The sequence below is a fragment of the Natronoarchaeum mannanilyticum genome, from assembly GCF_039522665.1.
Taxonomy (GTDB): domain Archaea; phylum Halobacteriota; class Halobacteria; order Halobacteriales; family Natronoarchaeaceae; genus Natronoarchaeum; species Natronoarchaeum mannanilyticum.
This window is the reverse complement of the sequence record NZ_BAAADV010000003.1, coordinates 394,621-407,272: the sequence shown is the minus strand read 5'-3', so window position 1 is coordinate 407,272 and position 12,652 is coordinate 394,621. Positions and strand designations below refer to the sequence as shown.

General features: G+C 67.6%; 10 protein-coding genes. 7 read left to right on the top strand and 3 right to left on the bottom strand.

Going from position 1 to position 12,652, the window contains the following annotated elements; all coding sequences use genetic code 11:
• Positions 1-233: 233 nt before the first annotated feature.
• Positions 234-1,739 carry a sulfatase family protein gene (locus tag ABDZ81_RS10585; RefSeq protein WP_343773940.1) on the bottom strand — a complete coding sequence of 502 codons (1,506 nt, stop codon included), beginning with the start codon at positions 1,737-1,739 and terminating at the stop codon, positions 234-236.
• 202 nt (positions 1,740-1,941) lie between these two features.
• Here ABDZ81_RS10585 and ABDZ81_RS10580 point away from each other — a divergent pair, with 202 nt between their 5' ends.
• Positions 1,942-2,640 (top strand): DUF7504 family protein, encoded by a 699-nt coding sequence (locus ABDZ81_RS10580; RefSeq protein ID WP_343773939.1) that lies wholly within the window; start codon positions 1,942-1,944, stop codon positions 2,638-2,640.
• A gap of 55 nt (positions 2,641-2,695) precedes the next feature.
• On the opposite strand, the gene ABDZ81_RS10575 is transcribed toward ABDZ81_RS10580, so the two are convergent.
• On the bottom strand, positions 2,696-5,965 hold the full coding sequence (locus ABDZ81_RS10575) for a PAS domain S-box protein (protein WP_343773938.1): 3,270 nt from the start codon (positions 5,963-5,965) through the stop codon (positions 2,696-2,698).
• Positions 5,966-6,276: 311 nt separating this feature from the next.
• Positions 6,277-8,019 carry a dihydroxy-acid dehydratase gene (ilvD, locus tag ABDZ81_RS10570; protein WP_343773937.1) on the bottom strand — a complete coding sequence of 581 codons (1,743 nt, stop codon included), beginning with the start codon at positions 8,017-8,019 and terminating at the stop codon, positions 6,277-6,279.
• 183 nt (positions 8,020-8,202) lie between these two features.
• Between ilvD and ABDZ81_RS10565 the strand changes: the two genes are divergently transcribed.
• The 6 genes from ABDZ81_RS10565 to ABDZ81_RS10540 all read left to right on the top strand — a co-directional run bounded on the left by ABDZ81_RS10565 (position 8,203) and on the right by ABDZ81_RS10540 (position 12,585).
• The gene (locus ABDZ81_RS10565) at positions 8,203-9,228 is read left to right on the top strand and encodes a beta-ribofuranosylaminobenzene 5'-phosphate synthase family protein (RefSeq protein WP_343773936.1); all 1,026 of its coding nucleotides are present in this window, start codon (positions 8,203-8,205) and stop codon (positions 9,226-9,228) included.
• Positions 9,229-9,341: 113 nt separating this feature from the next.
• Positions 9,342-10,175, top strand: a complete 834-nt coding sequence (locus ABDZ81_RS10560) for an RAD55 family ATPase (RefSeq protein WP_343773935.1) — start codon at positions 9,342-9,344, stop codon at positions 10,173-10,175.
• A 137-nt stretch (positions 10,176-10,312) separates the two neighbouring features.
• Positions 10,313-11,221, top strand: a complete 909-nt coding sequence (locus ABDZ81_RS10555) for a hypothetical protein (RefSeq protein WP_343773934.1) — start codon at positions 10,313-10,315, stop codon at positions 11,219-11,221.
• Positions 11,218-11,844, top strand: a complete 627-nt coding sequence (locus ABDZ81_RS10550) for a DUF8135 domain-containing protein (RefSeq protein WP_343773933.1) — start codon at positions 11,218-11,220, stop codon at positions 11,842-11,844. The genes ABDZ81_RS10555 and ABDZ81_RS10550 overlap by 4 nt, the downstream gene beginning before the upstream one ends.
• Before the next feature lie 125 nt (positions 11,845-11,969).
• Positions 11,970-12,299 carry a transcription factor S gene (locus ABDZ81_RS10545; RefSeq protein ID WP_343773932.1) on the top strand — a complete coding sequence of 110 codons (330 nt, stop codon included), beginning with the start codon at positions 11,970-11,972 and terminating at the stop codon, positions 12,297-12,299.
• A gap of 94 nt (positions 12,300-12,393) precedes the next feature.
• Positions 12,394-12,585 carry a hypothetical protein gene (locus ABDZ81_RS10540; protein WP_343773931.1) on the top strand — a complete coding sequence of 64 codons (192 nt, stop codon included), beginning with the start codon at positions 12,394-12,396 and terminating at the stop codon, positions 12,583-12,585.
• Positions 12,586-12,652 lie beyond the last annotated feature (67 nt).

Below are 12,652 nucleotides of genomic sequence, written 5' to 3'. Positions count from 1 at the left end.
CGTCCAGTCGCCCCGCAAACCGTTCACGCAGCCGGTACAATCGGGCTTACTGACCGGTCAGCTCGCTTAGCTGCGCATAACAAAGTGTTGCACCCCCGACGGATCTCACGTGGCGCGCCCCCACGAGCGGGGTCACGCACGCTGGGCCGCGCCACCGCCGGGCCGGCAGCTGGAGTCTCATGCTGGCGCCACCTGCCGCGCACTCGGCGTCGGGGGGTTCGCTGGCGCACCCCCTACGTGTCTCCCGTTTTTGCGTCGCTCAGCGTATCGTCCGGTAGATCGCGCCGTGTGTCTTCGGCGTTGCCGCCGTCCGTCGGCCGGTCCCCGTCCAGCAGCGCCTGCCGCGCCCAGACGGCGTTCGGATCCCCGGTACTCTCCATCCGGGCGACCAGCCGCTCGCGCAGCGCCGCTCGCACCGACTCGTAGTCGGGGGCGTCGATCCGGTTGTCCAGCTCGTGGGGGTCCTCGCGGAGGTCGTACAGCTCGTCGACGTCGGGCACGTTGTAGACGTACTTGTACCGCTCAGTCCGGAGCATCCGCTGGGAGTAGAGGCCGAACTCGTCGCCGTGGTACTGTGCGAAGACGGCGTCGGGCCAGTCGTCCGGACGCCGTCCCTCCAGCAGCGGCCGGATCGACCGACCGTGGACCGGTTCGGGCGCCGACGTGCCGGCAAGATCGAGGAACGTCGGCATCAGGTCGAGCAGGCTCACCGGCGCGTCGCAGGTCGAGCCGGGTTCGACGACGCCGGGCCACCGGATCGCGAGCGGGATCCGGTAGGTGGCCTCGTACATCATCGGCCCCTTGTTGAACAGGCGGTGGCCGCCCGCGAAGTCGCCGTGGTCGGCCGTCTTGACGACGACCAGATTCTCGATCCCCTCGGCGGCGTCGAGGATCCGGCCGAGCTGGTCGTCGATCAGCGTCATGAATCCGAAGTAGTTCGAGATCGCTTCAGCCCACTCGTCCCAGGACAGGTGGTCGACGCCGCGGTAGCGCCGGTAGTTTTCCTGGACTCGCGGCTTGCCCTCGAACGTCTCGGCGAACGACGCCCACGGCTCGATCTCGTCGGGGTCGTACATCGAGGCGTACGGCTCAGGGACGACGTAGGGGTGGTGCGGGCCGACGAAGTCGGTGCGGTGGAAGAAGGGCTCGTCGGCGGCGTCGAGGGCCTCTAGGCGATCGATCGTCTTCTCGGCGATGTAGTACGCGCGCGTGGCCTCGACGGGTATCTCCGCGGTCGCGCAGATCGGCTTGTCCGGGTTGTTCTCGTGGTAGATCGCGTCCGTCAGCTCGATCGACTCGGGATCGACGCCGTGCTCGCGCTGGTGGTCGAAGAAGTCCTCGTCCGCGGCGGCGTGGGCGCCGTCGCCGCCGCCGAGGTACTCGAACCCGAAGTCCGCGGGCGTCTGGTCGCGCCCGACGTGCCACTTGCCGGCGTAGCTGTTCCGATAGCCGTTCTCCGCGAGCACCTCGCCGAACGTCGGGATCTCCTCGGGGAAGTTCTCCAGGATCGCGTCGGGGTCGTGGCAGTTGTTCAGCATCCCGTGGGCGTGGGGATACAGTCCGGACAGCAGCGACGCCCGCGCGCTCGAACAGATGCCGATCGGCGTGTACGCCCGGTCGAAGCGCATCCCCTCGCCGGCGATGCGATCGACGTTCGGCGTCCGAACGTGGGGCCCGTCGGGCGCCGTCAGGTCGTGGCGTTCCTGGTCGGTCAACACGAGGAGGACGTTCGGGGGCATCGGGAACGTGCCTTCTGGGGCGGTCGTCGAATTAAGCGTTTTTACTCTCCCTTCACGGATTTCAATTTACTAATCAAAATTGGATTATTCCTAATATAAAAACAATCTACAGTGGTGTATAAGTGGCATACGGCACGAAAACGGACCTATCCCCCAATAGAATTAAGTCGTTACGAACTCGTTCTTCGCTCGTGTTCGACGTGTGAGCGCTTCACGCACCGCGACGGTCGACGACGTGTTGGCGGCCCTGCCGTCCAGCGGGAGCGTGCTCCTGACGGGCGCCGGTCGCGAGGCGCTGGGTCGCCTTCCCGCCCAGTTGCTTCGCGCGGCCGTGGATCCCGACGACGGGGCGCTGCTCGTCACGACCGAGGACGCCGGAGAGCGCGTCGCTCGACGGGTAACGAATCCGGGCGACGCCCCGGACCGCTCGCGCGTCGGCGTCGTCGACGCCACGTCGTCGGGGCGCCGCAGGAGCGATCCCGCCGACCGGATCTGGCACGCCTCGTCGCCGGTCGATTTCAACGGCACGGCCGCGGGGATCGACCGCTGTTTCGACGCGCTCGCGACGCAGGACCACGACGCCGTCCACGTGCTGTACGACACGCTGACGACGCCGTTTCTCTCCGCCGATTCGAGTACCGTCGCGCGCTACGCCCACCACGTCTCGCTGCAGCTCGCCGACCGGACCGGGATCGGGCTGTTTCCGGTCCACACGAACGTGACGAGCGACCGCGACGTCGCCCGGCTCAAGCACCTGTTCGACGCCGTCGTCGCGGTGCGCAAGTCCGGCGGCGACCGGCAGGTGCGCTGTGCGGGCGTCGAGGGCGACTGGCGCGACTGGCGCGACTGGCGCGACCTGCAGGACGGCGACGTCGGTAGCGGGTTCGTGGGCGTGGTTTGAGCTCCGCCGGCGCGCGACGCCGGATTCGGGTCCCTCTACTGCTTCGGCGGCCGCATCAGGTCTCCGACTCGACGCCCGTGATCTCGAACCGAGCGCCGCCACGTTCGCCGTCCCCGACGTCGATCTCCCAGCCGTGTGCGGTTGCGATCTCGCGCACGATCGCTAGTCCGAGGCCCGTCCCGTCCGCGTCGGTCGAAACCCCGTTTCGGAGGACATCCTCGCCGTGTTCGCTGGGGATTCCCGAGCCGTCGTCGGCGACGTAGAACCCGTCGTCGAGGCCGGCGACCTCAACTGTGATCTCGTTTCCGCCGTGCTCCACGGCGTTCCTGAATAGGTTTTCCAGAAGCTGTCTGAGGCGGCTTCTATCGGCTCGTACCGTCCGGTTGACGGGCAGCTGTAGCGTCGCATCCTCCGTTTCGACGGTTTCCCAGCAGCGTTCGGCGATCGTTTCTAGATCCACAGTCGTCGTGGCCTGTATCCGCTCGCCCTCCCGTGCAAGCGTCAGAATGTCATCGATGAGCTGCTCCATCCGGTCGATCGTTCGGGGGCAGTCCTCTATGTGCTCGATGTCGCCGGTCTCTTGTGCCAGTTCGACCGATCCGGAGAGAACGTTGAGGGGGTTTCGCAGATCGTGGCTCAGAGCGTGCGCGAACCGTTCCAACTGCTCGTTTTTGCGTTTGAGCTCCGTCCCGCGACGCTTGCGCTCAGTGACGTCCCGGGACGTGATCACGTACCCGTCAATCGTGGCGTCCGTGCGATTGTTGCCGACCGATTCGATCCACCGCCACGATCCGTCGGCGTGTCGCATCCGGAAGGTGATCCGTTCGGTCGTCGCCTCGGAGCGCATCGCCAGTGCGGCCAGCCGTTCCGCGACGGCTTCTTCGTCGTCGGGGTGAATGTACTCGAAGGCGGGTTCGCCTACCAGTTTGTCGGGGTCGTAGCCGAGCACGTCCGTGATCGAGGGGCTCTGATACTTGATTACGCCGTCACCGTCGATCACGGTCACGATGTCGCTCGCGTGCTCGGTCAGCGCCTCGTAGCGTTCCAGTTTGCGTTCGCGCTCCTTTCGCTCGGTCACGTCCCGCGCGGACGCGACCAGCGACGTGATTTCGCCGTTCGACGTCGTGACGGGACGTATCGTCCCGCTGACGGTGAACCGATGCTCGTCGGCCTGGAAGTGATCACGTTCGTACTCAACGTACTCGCCGTTGGCTGCGCGAGCGATCAGCTCACGAACGTCGTCCTGCAGTTCCTCGGAGTGGGACCACCAGGGGGTCTCCCAGAATGGTCGTCCGATGATCGTCTCCTTGTCGACGTCGAGGTATTCCATGGCAGTTTCGTTGGCATTGAGAAGTCGACCTTCCGGATCGAGCAATCCGACCAGCATCTTGGGATCCTCGAACACGGCCTCGAACCGTCGCTCTTGGGCGTTCTCCTCGGTGATATCGCGCGCGGAAACGATCAGCGACGTGACTTTCCCGTTGTCGTCGACCACGGGCCTGAATACGCCGCGAACGGTGTCGTGGAGGCCGTCGGACTCGGGGATCGTCGCCTCGAACTCGACGTACTCGCCGTTCGCTGCCCGATCGATGAACTCGCCGACGTTGTCCCGCTCAGTGCTCCCGGTCCACCACGGCGTCTCCTTGAAGTGGGTGCCGACGACCGCCTCGCGCTCCCAGTCGAGGTACTCCATCGCGGTCGGGTTCACGTCTATCACCTCGCCGCCCGGCGTCAGCAGCGCCGCCAGAATGTTCGGATCCTCGAAAATGGATCGATACCGCCGCTGTGCCCGCTTTCGATCCCGTTCGCGTCGGCGTCGGAGCCGCAGGTCCCGACCGATGCCGACCAGCCCGTATTCGTCGCTGTCGAGGCTCGTCAGTCGTGCACCAGTGAACTCGTGGGGGATCCGATCGCCGTCTTTCGTCCGGAACGCCGCCTCGACCTCCACGCTGCCCGTCTCGAGGGTTGTCTCGATCGCATCCGCGATGCGCTCGCGGTGGTCCTCTGCGAAGAAGTCGACTGCACGCATCCCTTCGATTTCGGCGGTGGAGTACCCCGTGACCTCCTCGAGGCGGTCGTTCCACCGCACCAGTTGCCCGTCTCGGTCAACGACGTAGAAAACGTCGTCGAGTGCGTCGAGTGCCTGTTCGATGAACGTTCGTTCGCGTCGCAACGCCGCCGTCCGCTTTTTCCGCTCCGTGATGTTCTCTCCCTCGAACACGAGCAATGTGGCCTCCCCCTCATCGGACGTGACGGGCCGGATCGACAAGTCGACGACGGCCTCGCGATCGTCGCCACGGATGGTGAGTTCCTCCCGGAACGGCACTCCCTCCCGGGCGGACTCGACGCCCCGGCGAACGCGGTCGGCGGTCGCCTCGCGCTCCGCGAACCAGGGGGTGTCCCAGAGCGGCTGGTCGACGAACGCCACTTCCCGTTCTCCGGTGAACGACAGCGCAGTGTCGTTGATCTCCAGAACAGTCCCGTCGAGATCTAGCAATCCGACGTACTGGTGCGTGTTATCGAGTAGCGCCTCCAGACGACGCTCGTGTCGCTTTCGTTCGGTGATCTCGTGTGAGACGCCGACGATCCGCTCGACGTCGCCGTCGTCGCCGACGATCGGGTCGACCTGCACGGCCACCCACCGTTCGTACCCCTCGTCCGCGTTGACGCGATACTCGATTTCGGTCGTGGCACCGCTCGACGCTTGGTCCATGGCGTCTCGAACGCGATCCCGGTCGTCGGGGTGAACCGCGTCGAGGAACTTGTAAGGGTCCTCTCGGAGCTCGTCGATCTCGCCGCCCAGGATGTCCTCGTACGCCGAGTTGACGAACAGCAGCTTCTCCCAGTCGGCCGAGTACATCCACAGGAGATCGTCGGTCTCTTCCGCCAGCTCACGGAGCCTTCGCTGGGTACGTTCGGCAGTGCGTCGGGCACGGTGCTGCTCGACCGCGTTGACGATCCGATGTGCTAGAACGGCGTACCGGTCGGTCCCGCCCTTTCGGAGATAGTCCGTGACGCCCGCGGATATGGCTTCGCTGGCGATCTCTTCGGTCCCCTTCCCCGTGAACAGAATGAACGGCAACTCGGAGTGTTCCCGGCGGACGGCCTCGAGCAGCTCGAGCCCGTCCATCTCCGGCATGTCGTAGTCGCTGACGACACAATCGACGTCGCTCGCTTCGATGCGATCGAGGGCGTCCCCTGGCGAAGTCTCGATTCGGACGTCGATCCGGTCGTCCTCACGCTCCAGATACGTCTTCGTCAGATCAGCGAACTGCTGATCGTCGTCGACGTGGACGACCGTGAGCGAGTCGAGGTCGAGACTCATAGAAGCTGATTCACATGTATCTCAATTAGGACTTAAAATTGTTGGGGGATATAAAGACTGAACGCTTATCGACGACAGATCTCGAACTTTTCGGTCGATCGAATTGATTCTCGTGAATAGCGGGACGGAACGGCGAATCGGTGGCTTCTGCCGGACGCTCAGTCCTGCTTGGCGCCGGGGTTCGTCACTGCGCCAGTACCATCTTTTTCCCGCTCGGGTCGCCTGCGGCGACCGCTCGCGGCAAAAACATGGGTGAAAAAGGCTGCTCGCTTCGCTCGCAGCGATCCGGCGGCGACGCCGGACATTCTCGCTCAGTCCTGCTTGGCGCCGGGGTTCGTCACCGCGCCGTTCTCCGCGGAGCCGAACGTCTGGCCGTACTTGGCCATCACGCCGGTCGTGTAGTTGGGATCGGGCTCCTCGCGCTCCTCGAGGCGGCGCTCGATCTCCTCGTCCGAGAGGTCGACTTCGAGGGTGCGGTCGGCGATGTCGACCGTGACGACGTCGCCGTCTTCCAGTGCGCCGATCGGCCCGCCCGTGAACGCTTCGGGCGCGACGTGGCCGATCGAGAATCCGCGGGTCGCGCCCGAGAAGCGCCCGTCGGTGATCAGCGCGACGTCCTCGGCGTGGTCCTGTCCCGCGACGGCGGCGGTGACGCCGAGCATCTCGCGCATGCCGGGGCCGCCCTGCGGTCCCTCGTTCCGGATGACGATGACGTCGCCGGACTCGACGTTGCCCTCCTGGACGTACTTCATCGCCTTTTCCTCGCCCTCGAACACGCGGACGGGGCCCTCGTGGTGGAGGTCGTCGTCGCCGGTGACCTTCAGCACCGAGCCGCCGGGCGCGAGATTGCCGGTGAGGATGCGGATCGCGCCCTCCTCGTTTTTGGGCTCGTCGACGGTGTAGAGGAAGTCGGCGTCGATCTCGTCGTCGTCCGGCAGTTCGCCTTGCTCTTCGAGGTGTTCGAGCTCCTCGGCGAGCGTCCGGCCGGTGATCGTGAGCTGGTCGCCGTGGAGCAGGCCCGCGTCGAGCAGGCGACGGAGGACGACCGGGACGCCGCCGACCTCGAAGAGGTCGTTCATGACGCGCGTGCCGCCGGGCTGGAGGTCGGCGATCTTGGGCGTCCGCTGGCTGATCTCGTCGAACTCCTCGATCGAGAGGTCGACGCCGGCCTCGGCGGCCAGCGCGAGCAGGTGGAGCACGGCGTTGGTCGACCCGCCGATCGCGACCTGCAGCGCGATCGCGTTCTCGAAGGACTCCTTGGTGAGGATGTCCGAGGGTTTCCGGTCGTTCTCGATCGCGTCGACGGCGAGTTCGCCGGCGCGCTCGGCGACCTCGTAGCGGTCCTCGTGTTCCGCGGGTGGGCCGGCGGCGCCCAGCGGCGCCAGACCGAGCGCCTCGGCGGCCGAGGCCATCGTGTTGGCGGTGAACATCCCGCCGCAGGAGCCGGCGCCGGGGCAGGCGTTGTGCTCCATCTCCTCTAACTCGTCCTCGCTCATCTCGCCCTGCGCGACCGACCCGACGCCCTCGAACACGTTCTGGATGGTGATCTCCCGGCCGTCGTGCTCGCCGGGCATGATCGACCCACCGTAGAGAAACACGGATGGCAGGTCGGTGCGGATCATCGCCATCATCATGCCGGGCATGTTCTTGTCGCACCCGCCCAGCGCGACGATGCCGTCCATGCGCTCGCCGAACGCGACGAGTTCGACGGAGTCGGCGATGACCTCGCGGGAGGTCAGCGACGCCTTCATCCCCTCGGTACCCATCGAGATGGCGTCCGAGATCGTGATCGTGCCGAACTCGATCGGCATCCCGTCGGCGGCGTCGATCGCGTCGTAGGCGCTGTCGGCGACGTCGTCGAGGTGGACGTTACACGGCGTGATGTCCGCGGCGGGGTTCGCGACGCCGACCATCGGCGCCGCCAGATCCTCGTCGTCGTAGCCCATCGCGCGGAACATCGCGCGGTGGGGCGCGCGCTCGTACCCCTCGGTGACCTCGCTGCTCCTGAGGTCGGGGTCCTTCTCGGTCCGCTGTCGCTCTTCCTGCTGGCTCATGTACCGTAAATTCTGCTCCGTCACCTTAAGTCACTTCACACGAACGTGTGACCGCCCCCGGGCGCCGCGGTACGATCGGACGCCGTCGACGCCGGGCGCGACCGGGTACCGACGATGTCGCGGCGCCCCTCCCTCGTTGCCACCGTCGAAACCCCCTTTTCGGGTGCCCCCCAACGTCGCCCCATGACTGACGCGCGAGTCGAGGCGACCGCTCGACTCCACTTCGGATTCCAAAATCTCTCGCTGGCCCACCAGCGTCTCTACGGCGGCGTCGGCGTCACGCTGGACCGGCCGGCGTTCGTCGTGACCGCCGAGCGCGCGGACGGGATCGCAGTTCGGGACGAGAGCGCCGGTTTGGACGGTCGCGACGACGCCGGCACCGCTCGCGAGACCGCGACGGTGGCCCGCGAGTACGCCCGCCGCGCGGTCGACCTGCTCGACGTCCCGGGCGCCGACGTCGCGGTCCGCGAGCGGTTCCCGCGCCACGTCGGCCTCGGCAGCGGCACGCAGTTCGCGCTCGCGGTGTACGCTGCGGTCGCGGCGGCACACGACCGATCGGTCGACGCGCGGGCTGCCGCGCCGGGGCTCGGACGCGGCGGCCGCAGCGGCGTCGGCGTCGCCGGCTTCGAGCGCGGCGGGTTCGTCGTCGACGGCGGCCACCCGACGAGCCAGTTCACGACCGCCCGACCCGCCGACGGCGAGTGGGCCGTTCCGCCCGTCACCGCCCGCCACGACCTGCCCGACGACTGGCGGTTCGTGCTCGTCCTGCCCGACGCCGACCCCGGGCGGAGCGGCGACGACGAGGACGCCAGCATGCGCTCGGTCGTCGAGGACGCCGATCCGAAACTGGCCGACGAGATCAGCGCCGCGCTCACCCGCCGACTGCTGCCCGCCGCCGCGGCCGGACGCCGCGAGGCGTTCGGCGCCGCGGTCGCGGAGATCGGCCGGCTCAACGGCGCCTGGTACACCGACGCGCAGGGCGGCGTGTTCCGCCCGCCGGTCGGCCGGATCGTCGAGGAACTCGGCGAGCATCCCGTCGTTTCGGGCGTCGGCCAGTCCTCGTGGGGCCCGACGGTGTACGGGCTGACCGATCGGTCGTCGGCCGATCGGGCGGAAGCGGCCGCGCGCGACGCCCTCGACGCCGCTGGCGTCGACGGGCGCGTGCTGGTCGCCGGCGTCCGCAACGAGGGCGCGGCGATCGAGCGGTGAGGCCGACCGATCTGTGGACCCCTGGTGGAATGCAAGGGCGAGGCGCTCGCTCCGCGAGCGGCGAGGGCTTGCACCCCACAAAGCCTAACCTACCGCGGTCCCACGTCGGGGGTATGGCCCGCGTTCCGTTCGGCATCTCCCGGCTGGACTCGATGATCGGCGGCGGCGCCCCGCCGGGCAGCGTCGTCCTGCTTGCCGGCGAGGTCGGCGCCGGCGCGCGGGAGTTCGCCTACACGAGCGCGGTGATGAACGGGCTCGCGCGGGCGGATACCGAGCAGTTCGACCTCTACTACGGCGACCTCGACGAGCGCTCGCAACTTCCCGAGGACGTCCGGTATCTTTCCTTCACGGCGAGCGAATCTGCACTACTCGAAGAAATGCGCTACACGATGGAGTTCGACCTCGTCGAGGCCGGCACCGGCCCGATGGAGTTTCTCGACCTCTCGGCGGAGTACTTTCAGCTCAGCCAGGTCCCGACCGAGTGGTACTCCGAACAGACCCAGAGCATCACGTCGCTGGGCGACGACCACGACCGGAAGGACGTGCTCGACGCGCTGGGCGACTACCTCAACGACAACGCGGAAGACAGCCTCGTGGTGATCGACTCGATCACCGACCTGCTCAGCCTCGGCGACGAGCTGCACTGGGACGACGTCCCGATGCTGCTGAAGGGGCTCAAGCGGGCCTCGAACCGCTGGGGCGGGCTGATCCTGCTTTTGGTCTCGATCGACTCGCTCTCGGAGACGCAGCTCGGTCGGCTGATGGAGGCGACCGACGGCGCGATGCTGTTCGAGTGGGCCAGCGGCGGCAGCGAGCGCGACCGGACGATGGTCGTCAAGCAGTTCCGCGGCGTCCTCTCGCGGCTGGAGGCCGAGAACATCGTCCAGTTCGAGACCGACATCACCGACAGCGGGTTCGACATCAGCGACGTGCGCAAGATCCGCTGAGGGGCGCCCGGATCGCCGTCGGCTCGGCGCCCGCGACTCGGCCTCGGGAGACGTGTCACGACGAGCGGATTTTCTCACCGACGGCGCGAGCGAAACGCCCCGAACCCTTAAGAGAGTTCTTCTCCAAAACGGTACGAATGGCGAGCGACGAGTCGGCGACCCGAGAGGTCTCGATCGATCTCTCCGAGGACGTGCGCGAGTGGCTCGACGAGCGTGCGACCAGCGACGGCGACGACGCCGACGAGGTCGCCCGCCGGCTGCTCGCCGCACACCACGAACTGGCGACAGGCGACGGGTCCGAGGCGGACGTGGCTGCATCCCCCGCCGGCGTCTCCGAGGACGAACTCGACGAGCGGCTCGCCGCCCTCGACGAGGAGTTCAACGCGCTCATCGAGGACGTCCGCAAGCGCGTCGTCCAGGTCAAGCGCGAGACCGACCGGAAGGCGCCGGAGGATCACGAACATCCCGACCTCGTCGACCGCGTCGAGGACGTCGAGCAGCGGGCGGCCGACGCCGCCGAACGGGTGGCGGAACTGGACGACGCCGTCGACAGCGTCGAGTCCCAGGTCGACGCCGGCTTCGAGAACTACGAGGACATCCTGGAGTACCTGACCGACGAGACCGGCGCGCTCCGCGAGCGGACGGACACGCTCGCGCGGGCCGTGATCGAACTCCGCGGCGAGGTCCAGCGGATCGCGGCCGAGCGCACGCGCCGGGAGGGCGTCGCGGAACTCAAGCGGGCGGCCGCCCAGTACGGCGTCCGCACGGCGGAGTGTGGCGACTGCGAGGCGTCGCTCGACGTGGCGATGCTGACCGCGCCGGAGTGTCCCCACTGCGCGACCCAGTTCACCGACGTCCGGCCCGGATCGCGGTTCCTGAAGCCGAACGTGCTAGAGACGGGCGACGCGCCGGCGCTGACCGGCGGCGACGAGGCCGATCTCGACGCGGACCTCGAGGCGATCGTCGAGGAGGACCGCGACGTCCCCGAGGGGATCGAGTGGGCCAAGGCGGATGGCGGAAAGCGAACTGAGGGAGGTGAACGGTGAGCGACGAGGATCGCGACCGCGACGATGAGGACGACACTCCGGCGGACGACCTCCCCGACGAGCCGCTGGCGGATCTGGCCGAGAACGTCCGCGAGCGCACGAGCGACGACGCGAGCGGCGGGGACGCCGATGAGGGATACTCATCGATCCCTGACTCGACTAGCGCTCGTCAGGACGCCGATCCGCCGTCGCTCGACGCCGACCGCGATTCGCCGGCAATCGATTCCGACGCCGACCGCGACCCGTCGGCGCTGCCGGGCGACACCGGCCGCGAGGGACCGCTCGGCGATCTGGCCGCCGAGGTCGATCGGCGCCGCGATGAGGCGGACGACGCGGAACTCGACGACGCCTTCACCAGCCAGGACATCGCGGATCTGGACGTCGACGCGGTCTGGGAGCAGGTCGAGTCCGGCGGCGGCGCCGACGCCGAGGAGCCAGTCGAGACCGAGGAGCGGGTCGTCTCGAAGGCGAGCTTCTGCCAGCAGTGCGAGTTCTTCTCGGAGCCGCCGGCGGTCGGCTGCGGCCACGAGGGCACCGAGATCCTCGAACTGGTCGACACCGATCACTTCCGGGTGCGGGACTGCCCGAAGGTCGCCGAGGAGGAGCGGCTGGGCGACCTGTAGCTAGTTCGAGGTACGGTATCGTGGCTGACCGGAGTTCGGCGTCGCGGCTGACCAGGGTTCGGCGTCACCCGCAAGATCGATCCGAGAGCGGGCCGCTTTTTGTCGCTCCGCTCGTAGTCGACGACATGCAGTTTTGCGACGCCTGCGGCTCGATGATGAAGTCAGTCGACGGCGAGATGGTCTGTACGAACGACGACTGCGGCGCCACCAGCGAGCGCGACGACGACCTCGCGGCGTCGTTCGTCTCGACGGAGGCCCAGAGCGGCGACGAACTGATCGAGACCGAGGAGGGCGCGGAGTTCGAGGGCAAGCCCACCAGCGACGACGTCCACTGCGACGAGTGCGGCCACGGCGTCGCCTGGTACACGATCAAGCAGACCGGTTCGGCCGACGAGCCGCCGACGCGATTCTTCAAGTGCAAGGAGTGCGGCCACCGCTGGCGGGAGTACAACTGAGTGGCTCGACGCCGTTCTGCGGTCGCTACGGCCCCGTGTTCGCTCCCGACCGCCACCAGATTTTTGACGATCTACAGACAAAACCACGATCGCAATGTCCACCGAAACCAGTTCCGAGAGTGGCGACGCGAGCCGCGCTGCCGACGCGATCGGTACCGTCGCGGACGAGCTACGGGACGAACTGGAGTCGGCGCGGCGTGAGGCGTCAGGGCGGACCGAGCAGGCGCTCCGGAAAGCACAGGATCTCTTGAACGATGCTGAGCGGGCGCTCCGAAAGCGCCTGTAGGCGGCGTCGCGACGCGTTCGGACCGCTATCGGCGCCCGCGCTGGACACCGTTCTTCGCGTAGGCAAT